General features: G+C 44.5%; 22 protein-coding genes. 18 read left to right on the top strand and 4 right to left on the bottom strand.

The window, feature by feature from the left end:
• Nucleotides 1-39 precede the first annotated feature (39 nt).
• Both B5G33_RS13030 and B5G33_RS13025 read right to left on the bottom strand, forming a co-directional pair.
• On the bottom strand, nucleotides 40-1341 hold the full coding sequence (locus tag B5G33_RS13030; protein WP_087417937.1) for a sensor histidine kinase: 1302 nt from the start codon (nucleotides 1339-1341) through the stop codon (nucleotides 40-42).
• Nucleotides 1338-2045, bottom strand: a complete 708-nt coding sequence (locus tag B5G33_RS13025) for a LytR/AlgR family response regulator transcription factor (RefSeq protein ID WP_087417936.1) — start codon at nucleotides 2043-2045, stop codon at nucleotides 1338-1340. The genes B5G33_RS13030 and B5G33_RS13025 overlap by 4 nt, the downstream gene beginning before the upstream one ends.
• 157 nt (nucleotides 2046-2202) lie before the next feature.
• On the opposite strand from B5G33_RS13025, the gene B5G33_RS13020 reads away from it, so the two are divergent.
• Both B5G33_RS13020 and B5G33_RS13015 read left to right on the top strand, forming a co-directional pair.
• On the top strand, nucleotides 2203-2622 hold the full coding sequence (locus B5G33_RS13020) for a DUF5391 family protein (RefSeq protein WP_087268030.1): 420 nt from the start codon (nucleotides 2203-2205) through the stop codon (nucleotides 2620-2622).
• An 89-nt stretch (nucleotides 2623-2711) separates the two neighbouring features.
• Entirely contained in the window at nucleotides 2712-3746 is a 1035-nt protein-coding gene (locus B5G33_RS13015; RefSeq protein ID WP_087268027.1) for a D-alanyl-D-alanine carboxypeptidase family protein, read from the top strand.
• Here the strand turns inward: B5G33_RS13015 and B5G33_RS13010 are convergent.
• Together B5G33_RS13010 and B5G33_RS13005 are read right to left on the bottom strand one after the other, a co-directional pair.
• Nucleotides 3712-4992 carry a cytidylate kinase family protein gene (locus B5G33_RS13010; protein WP_087417935.1) on the bottom strand — a complete coding sequence of 427 codons (1281 nt, stop codon included), beginning with the start codon at nucleotides 4990-4992 and terminating at the stop codon, nucleotides 3712-3714. The two genes, B5G33_RS13015 and B5G33_RS13010, sit on opposite strands and share 35 nt — an antisense overlap.
• Complete coding sequence (locus B5G33_RS13005; protein ID WP_087417934.1) at nucleotides 4976-5422, bottom strand: MarR family winged helix-turn-helix transcriptional regulator; 447 nt, start codon at nucleotides 5420-5422, stop codon at nucleotides 4976-4978. The genes B5G33_RS13010 and B5G33_RS13005 overlap by 17 nt, the downstream gene beginning before the upstream one ends.
• Nucleotides 5423-5621: 199 nt before the next feature.
• Here B5G33_RS13005 and B5G33_RS13000 point away from each other — a divergent pair, with 199 nt between their 5' ends.
• The 16 genes from B5G33_RS13000 to B5G33_RS12925 all read left to right on the top strand — a co-directional run bounded on the left by B5G33_RS13000 (nucleotide 5622) and on the right by B5G33_RS12925 (nucleotide 19265).
• Nucleotides 5622-6287: a GPP34 family phosphoprotein gene (locus B5G33_RS13000; protein WP_158229620.1), complete on the top strand. Its 666-nt coding sequence runs from the start codon at nucleotides 5622-5624 to the stop codon at nucleotides 6285-6287.
• 51 nt (nucleotides 6288-6338) lie between these two features.
• A complete protein-coding gene (gene mtnN, locus B5G33_RS12995) occupies nucleotides 6339-7040 on the top strand; it encodes a 5'-methylthioadenosine/S-adenosylhomocysteine nucleosidase (protein WP_087417932.1) in 702 nt (233 codons plus the stop codon).
• A 239-nt stretch (nucleotides 7041-7279) separates the two neighbouring features.
• Nucleotides 7280-7858, top strand: a complete 579-nt coding sequence (locus tag B5G33_RS12990; RefSeq protein ID WP_087268014.1) for a sigma-70 family RNA polymerase sigma factor — start codon at nucleotides 7280-7282, stop codon at nucleotides 7856-7858.
• Nucleotides 7859-7877: 19 nt separating this feature from the next.
• The gene (locus tag B5G33_RS12985) at nucleotides 7878-9116 is read left to right on the top strand and encodes a DUF4179 domain-containing protein (RefSeq protein ID WP_087268010.1); all 1239 of its coding nucleotides are present in this window, start codon (nucleotides 7878-7880) and stop codon (nucleotides 9114-9116) included.
• Between the two features lie 88 nt (nucleotides 9117-9204).
• On the top strand, nucleotides 9205-9795 hold the full coding sequence (locus tag B5G33_RS12980) for an HDIG domain-containing metalloprotein (RefSeq protein WP_087417931.1): 591 nt from the start codon (nucleotides 9205-9207) through the stop codon (nucleotides 9793-9795).
• Nucleotides 9792-10700 (top strand): AEC family transporter, encoded by a 909-nt coding sequence (locus B5G33_RS12975; protein WP_087417930.1) that lies wholly within the window; start codon nucleotides 9792-9794, stop codon nucleotides 10698-10700. The genes B5G33_RS12980 and B5G33_RS12975 overlap by 4 nt, the downstream gene beginning before the upstream one ends.
• A 70-nt stretch (nucleotides 10701-10770) precedes the next feature.
• Complete coding sequence (larB, locus tag B5G33_RS12970) at nucleotides 10771-11535, top strand: nickel pincer cofactor biosynthesis protein LarB (protein ID WP_087418002.1); 765 nt, start codon at nucleotides 10771-10773, stop codon at nucleotides 11533-11535.
• Nucleotides 11532-12437: a LarC family nickel insertion protein gene (locus tag B5G33_RS12965; protein ID WP_087417929.1), complete on the top strand. Its 906-nt coding sequence runs from the start codon at nucleotides 11532-11534 to the stop codon at nucleotides 12435-12437. The genes larB and B5G33_RS12965 overlap by 4 nt, the downstream gene beginning before the upstream one ends.
• Before the next feature lie 24 nt (nucleotides 12438-12461).
• Nucleotides 12462-13049, top strand: coding sequence for an SOS response-associated peptidase (locus tag B5G33_RS12960; RefSeq protein ID WP_087267997.1), 588 nt, complete (start codon nucleotides 12462-12464; stop codon nucleotides 13047-13049).
• Between the two features lie 217 nt (nucleotides 13050-13266).
• Nucleotides 13267-14403, top strand: a complete 1137-nt coding sequence (locus B5G33_RS12955) for a hypothetical protein (protein WP_087417928.1) — start codon at nucleotides 13267-13269, stop codon at nucleotides 14401-14403.
• Nucleotides 14404-14489: 86 nt separating this feature from the next.
• Nucleotides 14490-15767 carry a DNA polymerase Y family protein gene (locus B5G33_RS12950; RefSeq protein ID WP_087417927.1) on the top strand — a complete coding sequence of 426 codons (1278 nt, stop codon included), beginning with the start codon at nucleotides 14490-14492 and terminating at the stop codon, nucleotides 15765-15767.
• Nucleotides 15764-16075, top strand: coding sequence for a hypothetical protein (locus tag B5G33_RS12945; RefSeq protein ID WP_087267988.1), 312 nt, complete (start codon nucleotides 15764-15766; stop codon nucleotides 16073-16075). The genes B5G33_RS12950 and B5G33_RS12945 overlap by 4 nt, the downstream gene beginning before the upstream one ends.
• Nucleotides 16076-16257: 182 nt before the next feature.
• On the top strand, nucleotides 16258-17097 hold the full coding sequence (locus tag B5G33_RS12940; RefSeq protein WP_087417926.1) for an MBL fold metallo-hydrolase: 840 nt from the start codon (nucleotides 16258-16260) through the stop codon (nucleotides 17095-17097).
• A 140-nt stretch (nucleotides 17098-17237) separates the two neighbouring features.
• Nucleotides 17238-17885 (top strand): endonuclease III domain-containing protein, encoded by a 648-nt coding sequence (locus B5G33_RS12935; protein ID WP_087417925.1) that lies wholly within the window; start codon nucleotides 17238-17240, stop codon nucleotides 17883-17885.
• Nucleotides 17886-18044: 159 nt separating this feature from the next.
• Nucleotides 18045-18911 (top strand): aldo/keto reductase, encoded by an 867-nt coding sequence (locus tag B5G33_RS12930; protein WP_204247390.1) that lies wholly within the window; start codon nucleotides 18045-18047, stop codon nucleotides 18909-18911.
• A gap of 57 nt (nucleotides 18912-18968) precedes the next feature.
• Nucleotides 18969-19265 (top strand): flavodoxin family protein, encoded by a 297-nt coding sequence (locus B5G33_RS12925; RefSeq protein ID WP_087417924.1) that lies wholly within the window; start codon nucleotides 18969-18971, stop codon nucleotides 19263-19265.
• Nucleotides 19266-19318 lie beyond the last annotated feature (53 nt).

The following is a 19318-nucleotide window of genomic DNA, read 5'->3' as shown; positions in this document are numbered from 1 at the left end:
TATAAGTTGTTTATCAGCATAAAGTACCTGGATAAGTTTTTATGCCCCATACAGTAATATATCTGTATAATAACGTCCTTCTCTAACTTCTGTCACAAGGGTCCCCTGATATTTCTCCACCCGGGATTCTATATTTTTCATTCCAATACCGTAGGGCGGCTTCTGCTTAACTTTGCAGGGATTGTCCATGTGTAGGAGGAGATTGCCCTCCTGATAGATCAGAGACAGCCGGATCTCTGGGACCGGAGCGCCAGGCGCCAGAAAGTCTAAAGCGGAGGTTATCCCATTATCCAGTAGATTCCCTAATATGGTCACCGTATCGGAAAAGTCCAGGAACACACTGTTTTCCGGTATGGTAAGCTGGGTAAGGCAGCGGATATTTTTCTGTCTGGCTTCCTGGAGCTTCAGGTTCAGCACTGCATCCAGGCAGGGATTTCCGGTCATAACAAAATTTTCATAGTCTTTCAGTTCTTTCTGGGAAGTTTCCAGGTAGTTTTCCAACTCCTGGCCTTTTCCCTGGGCATAGAGAGAAGCAGCGGTCCGCAGATGGTTTTTCATATCGTGACGGAGCCTGCGGATCTCTCCTGTGGTGTGGAGATATTCCCGGTAATATTTTTCCTGGTATTCTAACTGCTGTCGGGTAAGAGCGGCCTCTCTGGCCTTTGCCCCATAGAGATAGAACCTTTTATACAGGGCAAAAAGGCAGTAATTTAGTCCCAGAAGGAGGAGCATAAGCCCCAGGTGAAGAAACATTTTCCGGTTATATTTTATGGAGGAAGAAATCACCAGGGGCAGAGAACCCAATGCAATCAGCAATAGGGCTCCGGAAATGCCAAACAGGAATCCCCAAAGGGTCGGAGGAAGAAAGATGTTTTCTTCAAAGCTGCCGCAAAGCTTCTGGCAGAGAAAAAGGATCAGCCAGAGAAAGATATGATAGAATAGCTGAAACTGGTAAAAGGGCAGATAATAGTTCAATCCATGATGAAGGAGATTGGTAAGGTCATTCAGACAAAACAGATAGAAGACGGTCAGTGTAAAAAGGGAAAAAGCGAAGAAAAGTTTTTTCTGCCGGCTGCCGGAATAGGAGAACAGCAGAAACAGACAGAGGGGCACCTCTGTCATGGTCAGCTCATAGAACCGGGAACCCTGGATGGAAATAAGATCAAAAAGAATAAGCAGAAGAATTCCTGCCAGAAGCAGGGCTCCCTGTACCCATTTCAGATAGGGTCCCGGTTTTCCGAAGATACGGTTTAAAAGCGATGTAAAAACACAAAGAGTTACTGCGTATAGAAAAATATCGAAAATAAAGTTTAATGCCAGAGCTGCAAATGGAAAATTCATTGTCCCCACCTTCCTTTCAGATACTGCAGGTGTTTTTCTTTTGATTCTTTCCGGAAGCTTTTGCTTACAGGAATCTCCTCTCCATTTCTGAGAATAATAGATGTTTCCCTGGAGGCCCGGATATATTCCGGATTTACCACATAGGATTTGTGACACTGGAAAAATCCTCCGGGAGTAAGCTGTTCTTTCAGTTTTTCCAGTTTTCCGTAGAAAGTATATTCTCCCAATACCGTATGAAGATGGACTTTCCGGAGATCTCCTTCCAGATATAAAATTTCACCCCAGGGGATCTCATACATGGTCTGCCGGATGCGGAAGGTAAGCCGCCGGTCATGGAGACGGAGAAAGTCTGCGGCTTCCCTCAGGACTTTTGAAAAAGCTTCTTTTTTCACTGGCTTGATCAGAAAGCGGAAGGGCAGTACCTGAAATACTTCGTAGACATATTCTTTGTAATCTGTCACAAAAACGATCAGGGCTTTCTGATCTCTTTTCCGGATTTGGGCGCATGTCTGGATTCCGTCTATTCCCGGCAGGGAAATATCCATAAAATACAGAGAAAAATAGTCCTTGTCTTCTTTTATATGGGCCAGCAGTTCTTCCCCGGAAGAAAAAATTTTCCACTCCAGGTCTGCCGGATATTCTTCCAGATAGCTTTCCAGAAGGGACTGGTTTTTTATATCATCTTCGCAAATCGCAATTTTCATAATCTTTCCTCATCTGGCTTATATTATATAAATAGACCAGAATTTTCTCAATAGGATTCTTGAATTACTTCTGACAACATTTCCGCTGATTCTTACATTTTGATAAATTTCCTGCTTTTTCTCTGTATACTGAAAGAAAAAGGAGGTTTTATCACATATGAAATCAAAAAATTCTATCGGAAAATGGACCCTGGCTGCACTGCTGGGATATGAGCTTACTCTTTTGGCGATATCTGTGACTCCTGCGGCAGGAAAAGGCACCAGCTTTGGAAAGCCCGGCATGTGGCAGAATATGATCCTCATCGCCGCTTTTTATCTGATACCTCTGGTTTTCTATTGTCTTCATATAGAAGCTATGCGGTATATATTGGCTGCAGTGATAATTTTCTGGACCGTTCCCCTTCCCTTTTTCATACTGATATCCGGGGGCTCTTTCTTCTACTACAGACTTCAGGGAGATTCCTTTCATTCCCTGCTGTTTCTGGCTGCCATGAGCATTGCCCTGGTAAGCCTGCTGCTCCAGATCCTCTGGTGCGTGAACTGTCTTGGAAAAAGAAAAAAACAGGAATTCACATGAATTTAATAGAATTTTAATCATATCGCCCTTTTTCAGTGACATTTTTATTTTATAATAGGGAAGTCAATGGAAAGGAATGAAGGGTAAGAATGAGTAAAAATATGAAGCGAAAAAGAAACAGAAGGAGAAAAAAATATCCTATACTGGAAATAGGAATTTTTCTGGTGCTGGTCCTGCTGATCGTGATTTTATTTCTGACACAACAGATAAATAAAGAAAAGGAAGCGGATTTAGCTGCCAGTGAAACACAGACCGAAGAGAATACAGAAGAAGAGAAAGAGCCGGAAAAGGTGGATCTGTCCGGTTTATACAGCACCAGTGCCATACTGATAGACCTGGATACGGGAGAAGTTCTAACTCAAAGAAATCCCGGCCAGATCATTTATCCGGCTTCTCTTACAAAGATGATGACGGTAATGGTGGCTCTGGAAAATATTCCGGATACCAGCGCTTCCGCAACTTTAAGTGAAGACATCTTTCCTCCATTATATGAAGAAGGGGCTTCCATGGCAGGTTTTGAACCGGGAGAAACTGCCACCTATCAGGACCTGCTGTATGGTGCGATCCTGCCCTCGGGAGGAGAGTGCTGCGTAGCTCTGGCCCAGAATATTGCAGGCTCTGAAGCAGCTTTTGTTGAAAAGATGAATGAAAAGGCTGCAGCTCTTGGTTTGAAACACACACATTTTACAAACACTACAGGACTGCAGGATATTAACCACTATTCCAGTGTGGAAGATATGGCATTGATCCTTCAGGAAGCATTGAAAAATCAGACTTTCCGTGAGATCTTTACCACAAAGACATATAGCGTGGCGCCTACAAACCTTCACACCCAGGGCTTTACTTTCCACAATTCTATGTTTGAGACCATGGAAAAAGCCGGGATACAGGATTCCTACATACAGGGAGGAAAGACTGGATTTACTTCTGACGCCGGCCTGTGTCTGGCAAGTCTGGGAGAGGTAAACGGAAAGTCTTATGTATTGGTTACCGCCCACGCAGATGGAAGCCATGATACGGATCCGTATCATATTATGGACGCCGTATCTGTTTACGGACAGCTTGCAGAACTGACACAGCCGGATACCATCACTTCTGAAGATGAGACAGAGTCTGAAGAATAAGATCTACACAATAGTCTGTACCCAGGCCGGTATCCAATGTAAGATGATAGTTTGGAGAAAATCCCCAGGGCTGCCGGGTGTAATAACGATAGTTATCCCGGCGGCGCCTGTCCTCCAGACGGATTTCCTGTTCTGCTTCTTTTTGAGAAAGATTTCCAGATTCCATCAGTCCCTTTACTCTTGTTTCAAAAGAACTGCCTAAAAATACCCGAAGGCAGTGAGGGTGATCTTTCAGAACATAGTCAGAACATCTGCCGATAATCACGCAGTTTTCTTCCTCTGCCAGTTTTTGAATCGCCTGGGATTCCGCCTGGAAGATTTCGTCCTTTGGGGCAGGGGTATCCGGAGAATAGGCGTACATCTGATTAACCAGATCATAGAGGAGACTGTTTGTCATTTTTTCCTCCCGGTCTTTAATAAATTTTCTGGAATAGCCGGTAGTACCGGCGATCATTTCAATAATTTCCCCGTCATAAAACTTATATCCCAGTTTTTCAGCCAGTTTTTGTCCAATTTCATGTCCGCCGCAGCCATACTGACGGCCAATGGCGATGGTCCAGTGATTTTCCGGTTCCTGGAGGCTTTCTGCTTCTTTTTTCTCAAATAATTCCGGATAGAGGATGGCAGGCAGAAAGGCAAGAAGCCGTCCAAAAAGTCTGGCAATAAAGCCTACTAAAAGAGCTGCGATAATAGTGCCTTCCCGGACACCCTGAAGCCTGTGAAAAAAGAACAGGGACAGGATTCCTGCGATAATGGTCATGGAAGCGTCAAAGGTTACTTTTGTGTTGCCGAAATTTGTTTTCCAGGTAAGAACGATGGCACGGACAAAGGACTCTCCGGGAAGCATGACCACATCTGCCAGCACCTCCATATAGACTCCAAATCCCAGGATCACACATCCGATGAGCAGAGAAACAAGTTTTACCGGATACAGTTCCGGATTCATGTCTCCCAACATGAAAGTGGTGAGGTCGATAAAGTACCCGAAAATAATAGATACCGGTATCTGCAGAAAATGCTCCAGCTTAAAATTTTTCCGCAGTATGATAAGCTGGAGAAAAATCAGCAGAAGACTGAAAAATATGGTAAATTCTCCAAGAGTAAAAGGAAAATTCAGGCTAAGCACATACGGGATCGAAGAAATGGGGGAGGTTCCCAGATCTGCCTTTGTGATAAAACTTACCCCGAAAGAATTGATAAATAATCCGTTAAGGAAAATAATATAGCGCTTAATTTTTTCTGTCATGTGTGTTTCCCTCCAATGTTTCCATATTCTGATAGATCTTTTCAAACGTTTTCAAAAAGCTTCTCCGTTCTTCTCCGGAAATTCCGGCGAATGCCTGAGCTTCCAGCTCTTCGAATCTTTTTTCTGTAGCTGCCGCCATTTCTTTTCCACGATCCGTGAGAAAAATGTGCCAGGAACGCCGGTTGCCGTTCAGACTTTTTCGCTGGATCATCCCCTTTTCTTCCATGCCGTTGAGGATTGTTGTAAGCGAAGCCGGTTCGATGTGACAGGCTGCAGCGATTTCTTTCTGGGCTGCCCCGTCTTTTTCACGTAGAAAATCCAGAACTTTAGGCTGTCCTAAAGTCAGGCCGGTATCTTTCAGAGAAAGAAACAATTTTTTCTGCAGGATCACATGATTGACCATCAGCATGTAATGATAAGAAAGATTCATACACAAACTCCTTTCACAATAGTTAGAATGCTAAATATTAGTAAGCTAATAATATATCTTAGAAGGAAATTACAGATTTGTCAATGGAAAAGGTAAAAAAGTAAAATCCGGATATCCTATTGAAAAGCAAGGCGGTTCAGGTTATGCTATATAATAAAGAATTTACCCAATGCATTTTATCAGAGGAGGAATCCATTTTATGAAAGATTTAAGTTTGACTCAGAAATTTTTTATCTGCACAGTAAATGAAAAAGGGAACTTTTCCAGTTATGACCAGGTGCCGGTAGCATGTCTTATAGCCGCAGGGGTGCTGGAGATGTATATGGGAAAATGCATTACTATAGAAAGGAAGAGATTGTCTATTGCAGAAAAATTGCCGGAATCTATGCGTTATTTAAAATCTCTTTACGATATGATCGAACAGGAAACGGCCAATCGGGGAAAACCGGTAAAAGCAGAAAAGATCGTAGAAAAGTATACAGGAGCTTTTACGGACAAAAAACTTCGGGAACTTACGGATTCCCTTGTCCAGTCTATGGATGAGGACACCCGTTCATTGGAAAAAATGGGGAAAGGCAAGTACAGGCCCAAGAGAGAACTCCTTTTTGATGTGGCAGATAACCTTCGCACAGAACTGCTGAGAAATGACCTGCCTTCCAAAGACGCCATTGTTTTCGCTGATCTTCTGGATCGGGCCGGCCATTTAAAAGAATACCTTTCTAAGTATGAAATGAAAGAATTAAAAAAACGTCTCCATGAAATCCGCAAAAATAAAGAGGAGTCTGCTGTTAAGAAAACCATACGTCAGATCGATGAGCTGGTGGATACTCTGGTATCCGCAGGCAGTGTTTTTTCAGATGTTTAATCTGCGAGAAGCATTAAAAGTTAAACTAACAGCCTCGGAGGAATATATCCTATGAAAATCGGTATTATATGTGCAGGGGATGAGGAGCTTTCCTCCTTTCTGCCATTGATAAAAGATTGTAAAACAGTGGATAAAGCCATGTTGAAATTTCATATCGGGCGAATTGCCGGAATGGAAGTCGTTGCTTTGTTTTCCGGAGTGTGTAAGGTAAACGCTGCCATAGGATCACAGCTTTTAATAGATGTGTTTGGTGTGGATATGATTATCAATTCAGGAACAGCAGGGGGAATGGAACCGGACCTTGAAATATTCGATACCGTAATTTCTACAGAAGTTTGTTATCACGATGTGGCACAGGACATTTTGACAGAATTTCATCCATGGATGGAATCTGTGTTTTTTGCAGCAGATTCTAAACTGATAAGTTTGTCCAGAACTGCTGTTGAAAAAATTAAACCAGCCGGGAAAGTGATTTGGGGGCGGATGGCAACAGGAGAGTCTTTTATAACCGACGAAGGGCGGCTAAGGATCAATCAAGAATTTTCACCTTTGACAGTTGATATGGAAACCGCAAGTATTGCTCATGTGTGCTATGTAAATCGTATCCCCTTTCTCTCAATCCGCTGCATCACAGATACTCCAGAACACAGAGGCTTGGATAACTTTGATGAGAACTGTGCCAAAGCCTCAGTTATCGCAAAGGACATCACAGTTGCTTTGTTAACGGAAATCAAAAACGTATATTGCGAGTAAATGATATTCGCCACATAAGAATGCTAAAACACCTGCGGTCGGCGGAAATGCCTGTACAGCAGTGTCAATGACCGCAGGATGCTTATCCATACTTTTCGATCCGCTTCTACGGCTTCTGCCTTTTCAGGATCGCTGATCAAGATTTTCTTCATATCTAAAATTTCCCTTGTAACCTTTTAGGGCTGTTCCCTGTCTAACAGTTAAACAGACATATAAATGTCTATGAGAAGGAGGCAGAAATGGATGAAAGATTAAACCTGGTCCGAAGGGCTGTCCGGAGAAAACCGGGAGCTTTTGAAACGTTGATGGAACAGGAAAAAGAGTATCTTTATAAAATGGCTTTTCTTTATTGCAGGGAAGAGCAGATGGCCCTGGATACAGTAGCAGAAACTGTTGCAAAAGCCTATGTAGGTATCGGCAAACTTAAAAAGCCGGAATATTTCCGGACCTGGCTGACCAGGATCCTGATCAATGAGGCTTTAAGAGCAAAGGAAAAATCCGGAAACTGGCTGCCCTGGGAGGCGGCCGAACTGCAAAAAGAGAATTCTATGGCTCCGATCAGAGAGTATTCCAGGGAAGAAATCATGGATCTGAGAGGTGCATTGCAAAGACTCCCTGAGGATTTCAGGGAACTGGTCCTGATGAAATATTTTTATGAATTCTCTATTAAAGAAATTTCCCAGATTACAGGCAGCAGCGAGGGAGCAGTCCGGACACGTTTATGCCGAATACGGAAGTTGCTGAAAAAAGATTTAGAAGGTCCGGTCCGGCAGGAATCAGCGCCTATGTCCGGACCGCTGCCCGGGAAGATGAAATGAAAAGGAAAGGAAAAAAGAAATGAAGAAAATCGAATTAGATTCTATAGCGATTCCCCAGGCCCTTGATCTGGCCGTGGAAAAAGGAATCCAAAAGGGAAAAGAAGAGTTGAAGAGAAAAAAAAGAAGAAAAATCCTTTTCAATACTTCTGCCGCCGCTGCGGTACTTCTTGTCTTTGCCGGATATTGCAGGGCCAACCCGGCGTTTGCAAAAGAGCTTCCTCTGATAGGCGGGATTTTTCAGGAGCTTCAGGATAAAAGCCGGATTACCGGAGACTGGTCCCAAAATGGGGAAAATCTCAGTGAGCATTTGGAAACACCGGAAAAAAGTGAAGAAGAAATCCTTCAGGAAATGTATGAGAAATATGGGGATGAAGCCGGAAATATTCGTATCCTTCCTGTAGAAGTATATTGTGACGGAACCAGCCTGTATCTGACCTTAAGACTGGAAAATCTGGAAGAAAAAGGCTTTGGAGAACTGCTGAAGCAGGAAGATACCGGAGAATATGCAGACATGCAGATAAACGGAAACCTTCAATATAAGGATATGGAGCAGAACTTTTCTGTCTGGATGACTGTAACCCAAAAGGACAGCCGTCTGGTAGAAGGCATGGTCCAGATACCATTTGACCAGCCTGTGGAAACCAAAGAAGACAGTAGCTTCCAGATGGAGATCCGCCTCCTGGCCTGGAACGATTCCTCCAGAACAGCCCAGCCGGAAGCATTTGCAGATATGCAGGACGCCCGGTACTGTCTGATCGGTCAGCAGGTATGGAATCTGGAAATTCCTGTTTCTATAGATGGAACCAGAACTCAGAGATATACGGTGGAGCAGACAGGAGAGAAAGGCTTTGGCCTGGAAGAAATCCTGGTAAGTCCTTATGACATCAAAGTAAAGCAGATCCGTCCTCAGATGGACGGCCAGGAAAAAGATACCTTTTATCTGGAATGTCTGAAAAACCTGAAGGAAGTTACCGGTATTGACGGATATGCCACTTATGAGGAAGATAAGCACCTTGGTCTGAAGCTCCCTCTGGACAGTACATTGCTGGCCTTTGACCAGGATGGGGTCCCCCTGGAATGGACGGCTTCTTCTGGTATGGAAGGATATGATGTGTTCAGTACAAAGCAGAAAAAGATTACCAGGCTGTATCTGTATCAGCTTCCGGCTTTCGGCGGATATACGGTAATGAAGGATCAGGAAAATGCCAGGAAGCTGGCCCTGTTCAGCTATGAGCTGGAAATCCGGGAGGAGCCTTAAATGGCGCTGACATTTGAAGTGACAGCTTGAAAAAATTTTCATTCTGATATAGTATATTCTGAGATGAAAATTACGGAGGCGAATGAAAATGAATACAAAATTTAACCATGACAGCGCTTTAGAGCTGCTGAGGGAATATAATAAGGAGCCTTTTCATATCCTTCACGGGCTGACAGTAGGGGCCTGTATGAAATGGTTTGCCGGGGAGCTGGGCTATGGAGATGATCAGGATTTCTGGGAAATCTGCGGGATCCTTCACGACATTGATTTTGAAATGTATCCGGAAGAACACTGCAAGAAAGCAGTAGAGCTTCTGGAAAAGGCCGGGGCGGAGCCGGAAGTGATCCATGCAGTATGCAGCCACGGCTATGGAGAATGTTCTGATGTAAAGCCGGAGCATGAGATGGAAAAAGTGCTCTTTGCCTGTGACGAGCTTACCGGACTGATCGGAGCAGCAGTGAAAATGCGTCCTTCCAGAAGCGTTATGGATCTGGAAGTGAAAAGCCTGAAGAAAAAATTCAAGGATAAACGTTTTGCAGCAGGATGCTCCAGGGAGATCATTACAAAAGGGGCAGAACAGTTAGGGTGGAGCCTGGAAGAACTGATGGAGAAGACCATCCTGGCTATGCGTTCCTGTGAGGAAAATATAAACTGTGAATTGGATAATTTAGGCTTATGAGTAATGTACTGACCCAGACCATTGTTTATGTGGTGCTTTTATTTGCCGGATATGGTTTTAAAAAAGCCGGTATCTTTAAGGTGGAGGATACGGATTTTCTGAAAAAAGTGATTCTCTATCTTACCATGCCGGCTATGGCGGTAAACGGGCTGAAGGATCTGGAACTTCAGCCCTCTTTTCTGTGGTGTTTTCTGGTAGGCTTCGGCACCAGCACCATACTTATGCTGGTAGGAATGGCGGCAACAAGAAAGAAAGCTCCGGAAGAAAAAGTGATGTATCTTTTTAACTTGAACACTTATAATATCGGAAACTTTGCCATCCCTTTTCTTACCGGTCTGCTCTCTACAGATGGGTTTGCTGCCCTCTGCCTTTTTGATATCGGCGTTGCAATCTATCTTTACGGAATTGACTACAGCCTGGCAGAGGCTGTGAAAGGGGGAAAGAGCAGATTTTCTCTGAAATTTCTTTTGAAAAAGATTTTTACTTCTCCTATTACGGATATGTATCTGCTGATGATCCTGCTGGCGGCTCTCCATCTGAGGCTGCCGGAACCTGTGCTGAAGCTGGCTTCTGTTATGGGAAATGCCAACGCTTTTCTGGCTATGCTCAGTATCGGTATCCTTTTTGAACTGAAACTGGACAGAAAAAACCTCTGGGAGATGGTGAAGTTTTTTGCCCTGCGGTATGGGACCATACTTGTTATTATGGCTGGCGTTATTCTCTTTATCCCATTTTCACCGGATATACGTCAGGCCATCTGCGTACTTCTGGCGGCTCCTGTGGCCAGTATTGCACCTCTTCTTACCCAGAATGCAGGAGGGGACGGAGCAAAAGCGGCTCAGATCAATTCCGTCAGTATCCTTTTGGGGATTGCGGGGATGATGATTGTTTACGCTCTGGTGTAAAAAAGCTCTTGCCCTGGAGTATACTCAAAGTGATATAAAAAAAGAGAATATTTACAAAGGAGCAGAAAACATGGATAAAAAAGATTTGCAGCAGCTTCTGGAGCAGGTTGCCCAGGGCAGCGTTAAACCGGAAGAAGCTCTGTTACAGATAAAAGTAGAACCATATAAAGACCTGGGATTTGCAAAAGTGGACACTCACAGGGGCATCCGTCAGGGGATGGCAGAGGTCATTTATGGAGCTGGAAAGACCAAGGAACAGATTTTAAAAATCGCCCAGACTATGGTTCTGGATCATGAAAAAACGGTTCTGATTACCAGAATGAGCCAGGAGGCGGCAGATTATGTAGGAAAAGAAATGGATCTTCATTATGACAGCCATTCCAGGACCGGAGTTATCGGAGAAATGCCAAAACCAGATGGAGTAGGGAGAATCGTGGTAGCTACGGGAGGTACCAGTGATATTCCTGTAGCAGAGGAAGCTGCCCTTACTGCTGAAATTTACGGCAACGAAGTTCTCCGTCTTTATGATGTGGGAGTTGCGGGAATGCACCGTCTGATGGATCATGTGGAAGATATTATGAGTGCCAGAGTGATCATCGCCATCGCAGGTATGGAAGGCGCTCTTGCCAGCGTCATCGGCGGCATGGCGGACTGCCCGGTAATCGCTGTTCCAACCAGCGTGGGATACGGCGCCAACTTTGGAGGGCTCTCAGCCCTTCTTTCTATGCTGAATTCCTGTGCCAGCGGGATCAGCGTAGTAAATATTGATAATGGCTTCGGTGCCGGATATCTGGCAAGTATGATCAATCACCTGGAGGGAAAGAGAAAAGAATGAAAACTCTATATATAGACTGTCAGATGGGAGCAGCAGGAGATATGCTTATGGGCGCCCTTCTGGAGCTGGTTCCTGACAGAGAAAAATTTCTTAAAAAATTCAATCAGGCAGGAATCCCGGGAGTCCGCATCGAGGCTCAGAAGTCTGTAAAATGCGGGATCACCGGCACCCATATGGAAGTCCTGATAAATGGGGAAGAAGAGGAAAGCCTGGATCTGTCCAGTGAAGAGGGCAATGCTCACAGCGGACACAGCCACGTACATTTTCACGGCCATGATCATCATGATCATCATACACATCAAGAACACACACATCATCATATGCACCAGAAAGAAGCCATGGATGGAGAGAAGCCTGTCCATGAGCATCATGAGCACGTTCACGGACATCACAGCCATTTTTCCATGGAAGATATTACCGGGATCATTGATGGACTTCATGTAGACAATAAGGTAAAAGAAGATGTGAAAAACATTTATCAGATCATTGCCCAGGCAGAGAGCCAGGTCCACGGGCGGCCGGTCGCAGAGGTTCATTTCCATGAGGTAGGGGCCATGGACGCGGTGGCGGATATTACCGGCTGTGCCATGCTCTTTCATGAGCTGGGAGCTGAGCAGATCATCGTATCCCCTGTTACCACCGGTTACGGACAGGTATGGTGCGCGCATGGGATCCTTCCTGTTCCTGCTCCGGCTACAGCCCTGATCCTTCAGGGAATTCCTTGCCAGGCAGGCAAGATCGAAGGGGAGCTTTGCACCCCTACAGGAGGAGCTTTGCTGAAATACTTTGCCACAGAATACGGCCGTATGCCTCAGATGGTTATGGAAAAGATCGGATACGGCATGGGAAAGAAAGACTTTCAAGCCGCCAACTGTATCCGGGCCATTCTGGGAGAAGCCTAGAAAAAAGTATAAAAGGAGAAGCCTATGTGCGGACGGTATCACATGGATGAAGAAATGACAGAGGAAATCCGGCGGATGGTAAAGATCCTGGAATCCCGGCTGAATACCGGCTCCAGGGACATTTATCCTTCTATGGAAGCCCCTGTAATATTGAAAAATGAGGGCGGAGGGCTGAAAGCCGCTTCCATGGCCTGGGGATTCCCCGGAAGAGATAAAAAACAGCTTCTTATCAATGCCAGGTCAGAGACTGCTTTGGAGCGACCCTCTTTTTCAAGGGCTGTTTCTCACAGAAGATGTGTGCTCCCTGCCAGATGGTTCTATGAGTGGAATCCGGAGAAAGAAAAGGCCGAATTTTTCAGGAAGGACGGATCCCTTCTGTATATGGCAGGATTTTATGAACTGTTTCAAGAAGTTCCAAGATTTATCATTCTTACGACTCAGGCAAATCCGTCTGTCCGTCCGGTCCACCATCGCATGCCTCTGATCCTAGAGAAAGAGGAGCTGGAAGAATGGATATGGGAAAATTGTTCAATGGAAAAATTCCTGAAAAAAACTCCCGGACTTCTGGAGTGCAGACAGGAATACCGTCAGGAGAGACTGTTTTTTTTATAAGAGAACCTCTAAAAGGGAGAAGCTTCGTATATGGAAGCTGCTCCTTTTTTTATGATCTGCCGGGAGTATCTGGGATGGATAAGGCTTTACAAGGATTTAATTTGACAAAGAAATATCGCAATGCTACATTAAATTTGATATACAGGCCGTGCTTGTGATTATAGCATGACAACCCGGATATACCATTACAGAAAGTATATGGAGGAGAAAAGGGATTATGGGTAAAGGTGAAAACGACTTCGACAAACGGTATATATTCTGGATGAAATTCGGGCCTATTGTTCTTTTTGGTCCTATTTTCCTGTTTATTTTCGGTGCTGCTATATTTTTTACTATCTTGAATACTAAAGTGATTGCCATGGGCAATGCAGGCTTTATAAGAACTGCAGGCTTTCGGATCATAATAGGGATTTTGGCCATAGCCACAGTGATTTTCTGTGTCAGAGGACTATTCAAACCTGGGAAAAAAAGCATAAAAGGAATCCTCGGACGGATTTCAGGCATCGTTATCTGTCCGTTGGCGGCTTTCTTTTTTGTCCGACCAGTGATTCTGGATATCCCTTATTTAGACCACCCGAAAATTACATATTTAGACGGCCTTAAATTTGATAATGATTATACCGGAGATGGTCCTGCCAGATATTATCTGAGAGGCAGAGGGATTGACGGGGGCACACATAATTTTTCTCTGGGTGAAGGAGCATATGATGAGGGAACCGAACTGTGGTCTGAAAATTATGAATTGCGGGCGAAGGTTACATATCTTCCTTATACGGAAACGGTTATAGCCCTCCAGTATCTTCCTGGTCTGGACGAAGAGGCTGAATATCTGTTTCCTCCTTCCGCCAACCTTCCAGATGATTGGGAGAGTTTTTCTATTCAGATTAATGATAACGTCTATTCCTTACCTGTGCCTTTATCCGATTTTTTGAAGAATGGTTGGATGATATCCGATGAGGATGCCGGACTGCAGCTGCCCGGAAGGGACGACTACAAAGGATATGATAGTTCATGGATTACATTGACCAATACAAAAGAACAGAGTATAGATGTTATTGTCTACAATACCCAAGAGCAGACGATAGACATTACGCAAGGCATTGTGGGCAGAGTATCTGTGATTTATGGAAATTATGAGTTTGCCGGAACAGAGCTGCGGATTCCAGGAGGGCTGATGCTGGGATGGTCTACAAGGGATGATGTTCTGCAGCTGTACGGCATGCCAGATGAAAGCTACGAAACGAGAAATTTAACTTACAGAAAAGAGGATGTTACCTCGCCTTATTGGACGCTAAGTTTTAATGAAGCCGGTTTTTTGGATAAGATTATGGTAAAGAATCAGATAGATGATTAGCAGACTCTAAACATAAGAACACCTTTACAGAAATACCGGCAACCAAGGATAAATTTCCAGAATAACCCTGTTGCTCACACGAACATATGTTTGAAAACAGGATTATTTTTCATGTAGACGTAAATGCCGCTTATCTCAGCTGGGAGGCAGTATACAGGCTCCGGCACCTGGGCGCAAAAGAAGATCTTCGCAGCCAGGCAGCTGGGGTGGCGGGAGATACGGCTATGCGCCATGGGATTATTCTGGCAAAATCCATTCCCGCAAAAAAATACGGGATCCGCACAGGAGAAAGTATTTTAGAAGCCAAAAGAAAATGCCCTTCTCTGATCCTTGTGCAGCCCCATTATCAGCTTTATGAAAAAGCTTCAAAAGCATTTATAGAAATACTGAAAGAATTTTCTCCGGCAGTGGAGCAGTACAGTATAGATGAAGCTTTTATGGATATGACCGGAACTCAGACTTTATGGCACAGTCCCGAAGCAGCGGCAGAGACAGTCCGAAAAAGAATTCGGGACGAGCTGGGATTTACAGTAAATATCGGAATCTCCTCCAATAAAGTCCTTGCAAAAATGGCCTCAGATTTTGAAAAGCCTGATAAAGTCCATACACTGTTTCCAGGAGAAATAGGAACCAAACTCTGGCCTTTGCCTGTATCGGATCTGTTTTTTGCAGGATCAAAAACTGTAGGAAAACTGGAAAGCCTGGGAATTTATACCATCCGTGAACTGGCCCGCACGGATCCTGAAATATTGAAGTCTCACTTAAAAAAGTATGGAGAAATTCTCTGGGCTTTTGCCAACGGAATAGACACTTCTCCGGTAGAGCCAGAGCCGGAAGCCAACAAAGGCTATGGAAACAGCCTGACCCTTCCTTTTGATGTGACAGATATTCGGCAGGCCCGTCTGGCTCTTCTTGGACTTTCAGAAACTCTGGGAGCCCGTATGAAGAAAGATCAGGTCATGGCTCAGGTGTTTACCCTCTCCATAAAAACCTGGGATTTTCACTGTTATTCCCATCAGAAGAAATTTTCTGATCCTACGGATCTTACAGAAGAAATTTATAAAAGGGCAGTTCTGCTGTTCCGGCAGATATGGAAGGGAGAACCTATTCGCCATCTGGGAATCCGGGGCAGTTGTCTTACGAGAAAAGATATGCCGGTACAGGAAAGCCTTTTTCAGGGAGAAGCCTATGAAAAAAGACGGAGAGCAGAGATGACCGTAGACCGTATCCGCCAGCGGTATGGGGCAGACGCAGTCAAAAGGGCTGCCTTTCTGGATACTCCCATAGACCATATGTCCGGCGGTATTTCCAGAGAAAAAAGAACAGTTCTGTATAAGCTGCCAGCAGAAAGGTATGATAGATGAATTTTGGAACAGGCGGAAAAGTCTATGAAAAAGACGAGGGAGTTCTTTTGGATTCGGAACTTCTTCCGGCAGCGGTAAAATGCTGGTTTACAGTTCAGGGGAAAGGAATGCCTCTATCTATGAAAATTCAAAATGAAGATGGACAGATCCAGACTATCGGCCCCATTTTTACAGATACCTTTCAAAAGCTCCGGTATGGAGGCATTCCACTTTGGAAATACCAGTGCCGGGTCTGTCAGAAAGGAAGAGAAAAATCCTTCTGTCTGTATTTTTATCCGGAAGAGGGGAAGTGGAGAGTGGGGAAATAAAACTTTTCCACTTAACCTGTCAAAATCTGAGGCCGCAGTTGCTGTTTATTCTCGCCTTATAATTGGATTTATGATACAATTCTGTCAGTGAAGCATCTAACAGAGCAGGAAAAAAGCAGTTTACATAGAACAGGAACCGTTCTGAAAACGATGGCTTTCAGAGAATACAGGAGGCAGAAATTATGAGTAATAAATGGTATAAAAAAGGCAGTGAACTTCTCAGGGAGATCGTAGAAACCAGTCTTCCTAAAGAGCTGTGCAGTCTATGGTATATCGGACAGATGGGAATGATCCTGAAGTGGAAGGGAATTGTCCTGTGCATAGATCCGGTGCTGGGAGCAATGCCGGGAGAAGACGGAGAGGACCGGAGAAATTATCCGATTCCTTTTCTGCCGGAAGAGCTTCGGGCAGACTATGTGTTCTGCACCCATGACCATGGGGATCATATGCACCAGGAAACCCTGGTAAAACTGGCTAAGAGAAATCCACAGATGAAGATTGTCCTTCCGCTGCCCTTGGTGGAGCAGGCTCTTTCTTTTGGGATTTCTAAAGACCAGCTTTTAGGCTTATGTCAGGATCAAAAGATTACTCTGGAAGAGGGAATCCAGGTGAATCCGGCGGCTACTGCTCATGAATCCTATCAGTTTGACCAGGAAGGACACAGTCTGACTCTGGGATATGAGATCCGTCTTGGAGACCGTGGGTTTTTCCACAGCGGGGATACGATCGTAACCCGGGAGCTGATAGACAAACTTCAGAAATCCCATGGCATAGACGCAGCCATGATCCCCATAAACGGCAGAGATCTGGAAAGAAATGAACGGGATATTGTAGGAAACATGAACAGCCGGGAAGCCTGCTGGTTTGCCAGTGCGATCGGAGCTGATCTGACCATTCCTCTTCACTATGACATGATTGGAGGAAATAAAGAAAATCCTCTGATCTTTGCTGACTATATGGAGCGGCATTATCCGGAGAAGAAGTATCATATTTTCCGTCTGGGAGAGAGGTATATCCTGTAACAGCTGCGGACCGGAGACATAGCATATATACCGAATAATACCGCCTGCGAAAAACCTGGCAGATTTCCACTGCCAGTTGCGAAAAAAGTTTTTTCGTATACTTACATATAGAAAACTCACAACGGAAGGATGTATATAAAATGACAAAGGAAGAACTTGCTCTGGAAGTAATTGAACGTTTAAAGAAAGAATATCCTCTGGCCCAGTGTACTTTGGACTATGATCAGGCCTGGAAGCTGCTGGTAAGTGTACGGCTGGCCGCTCAGTGTACAGACGCAAGAGTAAATGTGGTGGTTGAGGATCTTTATGCAAAATATCCGGATGTGGCAGCTCTGGCAGAAGCTCCGGTGGAAGAGATTGAGAAGATCGTCCGGCCCTGCGGCCTGGGTAAGAGCAAGGCCAGGGATATCAGCGCCTGTATGAAGATTCTCCGGGATCAGTATCAGGGAAAAGTGCCGGATGATTTTAATGCTTTATTGAAATTTCCGGGGGTTGGAAGAAAAAGTGCCAATCTGATCATGGGAGATGTGTTTGGAAAGCCGGCAATTGTTACCGATACCCATTGTATCCGTCTGGTCAACCGGATCGGGCTTGTAGACGGGATCAGAGAGCCGAAAAAAGTGGAAATGGCTCTATGGAAGATCATTCCTCTGGAAGAGGGCAGTGATTTCTGCCACCGTCTGGTTTACCATGGAAGAGATGTCTGCACAGCCAGAACATCACCATTTTGCGAGAAGTGCTGCCTGAAAGATATCTGCCAGAAAAACGGAGTGGAGAGTAAGAAGTAACGACAGGCAGAAAAGGCCTTCTATCATACATATCAGGAATAGTTCATGATAAAAGACAGGTATTAGACAGGGTAAAAAAATTATAGGATAATGAAGAAAAGAGAAGAAGGCAGACTGATGCCGAAAGCAAGCAGGAAAGGATGAACAGGAGGCAGAGCTATGATAGAGAAAATAAAATTAAATAACGGAATTGAAATGCCTATGGAAGGTTTCGGAGTTTTTCAGATACCGGAAGAAGACTGTGAACCGGTGGTCAGGAATGCTATTGCAGAAGGATACCGGCTGATCGATACGGCAAGCTCGTATCAGAATGAAGAAGCAGTGGGCAGAGGGATCAGAAACAGCGGTATACCAAGGGAAGAACTGTTTATTACTACAAAAGCGTATATCCAGCAGATGGGATACGATAATACAAGGACTGCTTTTGAAGAATCTTTGAAAAAACTGGGGCTGGAATATCTGGATCTTTATCTTATCCACATGCCCTTTGGAGATTATTACGGCTCCTGGCGTGCTATGGAGGAACTATATAAGGAGGGAAAGATCCGGGCTATTGGTGTTTGCAATTTCTATCCGGATCGTTTGCTGGATCTATGCTATAATGTGGAAATCAAGCCGCAGATCAATCAGATCGAGAGGCATCCTCATTATCAGAGAAAAGAAGATCTTGAGATCATGGGTGAACTGGGGATACAGGCTCAGGCATGGGCACCTTTTGCAGAAGGTATGAAAGGGATGTTCGACGAACCGATCCTGAAAGAAATCGCAGAAAAATACGGAAAGACTCCGGCACAGATCATCCTGCGGTGGAATGTACAGCAGGGAGTGATCGTTATCCCGAAATCTGTGCATAAGGAGCGCATGAGAGAAAATCTGAATATCTGGGATTTTAAACTGGAGGAAGCGGACATGATGCGGATTGCCCAGCTGGACAAAGATTGCCCGTCCATGCTGGATACACGGAAAATAAGCGAAGTCAAACGGGTATACGACTATTTAAACAACCCTGTATTGACAAGTTTGTAAATAAAATTTGCAAAAGTACAGAACAAATTACAGATGAAAAAAAGGAGGAAGCAGCAGATGAAAATTGTAATTTTACAGGGAAGTCCGAATAAAAAGGGATCCACAAATATTTTAGTGGAGAATTTCAGCCAGGGGGCGGAAGCAGCCGGCCATAGCATCAGAAGATTTGATCTTGCAGATATGGATATCTGTCCATGTACCGGATGCGTTTCATGCGGATATGAGGGCCCCTGCATCTTGCATGACGAGAATCAGAAAATAAAGAAGGCGGTCCTGGACGCTGATATGAGAGGGCGTAAAATTTTCTGTGTCTATGGGAAAAATTCTTCTTTGATAAGAAACAGATATGTATAATTGTCTTGTCGGAACTTCTGCTTTTTGGCTGTCGAATTACTTATCTGTTTATA

The sequence above is a fragment of the Blautia sp. An81 genome (genome assembly GCF_002161285.1).
Classification (GTDB): Bacteria; Bacillota; Clostridia; order Lachnospirales; family Lachnospiraceae; genus Blautia; species Blautia ornithocaccae.
Note: the sequence above shows the minus strand (reverse complement) of the source record. Positions and strands in the feature narration are given on the sequence as shown.

Coding starts and splice junctions, on each gene's coding strand:
- B5G33_RS13030 (WP_087417937.1), bottom strand. CDS start 1,341: ATGAATTTTCCATTTGCAGCTCTGGCATTAAACTTTATTTTCGATATT.
- B5G33_RS13025 (WP_087417936.1), bottom strand. CDS start 2,045: ATGAAAATTGCGATTTGCGAAGATGATATAAAAAACCAGTCCCTTCTG.
- B5G33_RS13020 (WP_087268030.1), top strand. CDS start 2,203: ATGAAATCAAAAAATTCTATCGGAAAATGGACCCTGGCTGCACTGCTG.
- B5G33_RS13015 (WP_087268027.1), top strand. CDS start 2,712: ATGAGTAAAAATATGAAGCGAAAAAGAAACAGAAGGAGAAAAAAATAT.
- B5G33_RS13010 (WP_087417935.1), bottom strand. CDS start 4,992: ATGACAGAAAAAATTAAGCGCTATATTATTTTCCTTAACGGATTATTT.
- B5G33_RS13005 (WP_087417934.1), bottom strand. CDS start 5,422: ATGAATCTTTCTTATCATTACATGCTGATGGTCAATCATGTGATCCTG.
- B5G33_RS13000 (WP_158229620.1), top strand. CDS start 5,622: ATGAAAGATTTAAGTTTGACTCAGAAATTTTTTATCTGCACAGTAAAT.
- mtnN (WP_087417932.1), top strand. CDS start 6,339: ATGAAAATCGGTATTATATGTGCAGGGGATGAGGAGCTTTCCTCCTTT.
- B5G33_RS12990 (WP_087268014.1), top strand. CDS start 7,280: ATGGATGAAAGATTAAACCTGGTCCGAAGGGCTGTCCGGAGAAAACCG.
- B5G33_RS12985 (WP_087268010.1), top strand. CDS start 7,878: ATGAAGAAAATCGAATTAGATTCTATAGCGATTCCCCAGGCCCTTGAT.
- B5G33_RS12980 (WP_087417931.1), top strand. CDS start 9,205: ATGAATACAAAATTTAACCATGACAGCGCTTTAGAGCTGCTGAGGGAA.
- B5G33_RS12975 (WP_087417930.1), top strand. CDS start 9,792: ATGAGTAATGTACTGACCCAGACCATTGTTTATGTGGTGCTTTTATTT.
- larB (WP_087418002.1), top strand. CDS start 10,771: ATGGATAAAAAAGATTTGCAGCAGCTTCTGGAGCAGGTTGCCCAGGGC.
- B5G33_RS12965 (WP_087417929.1), top strand. CDS start 11,532: ATGAAAACTCTATATATAGACTGTCAGATGGGAGCAGCAGGAGATATG.
- B5G33_RS12960 (WP_087267997.1), top strand. CDS start 12,462: ATGTGCGGACGGTATCACATGGATGAAGAAATGACAGAGGAAATCCGG.
- B5G33_RS12955 (WP_087417928.1), top strand. CDS start 13,267: ATGGGTAAAGGTGAAAACGACTTCGACAAACGGTATATATTCTGGATG.
- B5G33_RS12950 (WP_087417927.1), top strand. CDS start 14,490: ATGTTTGAAAACAGGATTATTTTTCATGTAGACGTAAATGCCGCTTAT.
- B5G33_RS12945 (WP_087267988.1), top strand. CDS start 15,764: ATGAATTTTGGAACAGGCGGAAAAGTCTATGAAAAAGACGAGGGAGTT.
- B5G33_RS12940 (WP_087417926.1), top strand. CDS start 16,258: ATGAGTAATAAATGGTATAAAAAAGGCAGTGAACTTCTCAGGGAGATC.
- B5G33_RS12935 (WP_087417925.1), top strand. CDS start 17,238: ATGACAAAGGAAGAACTTGCTCTGGAAGTAATTGAACGTTTAAAGAAA.
- B5G33_RS12930 (WP_204247390.1), top strand. CDS start 18,045: ATGATAGAGAAAATAAAATTAAATAACGGAATTGAAATGCCTATGGAA.
- B5G33_RS12925 (WP_087417924.1), top strand. CDS start 18,969: ATGAAAATTGTAATTTTACAGGGAAGTCCGAATAAAAAGGGATCCACA.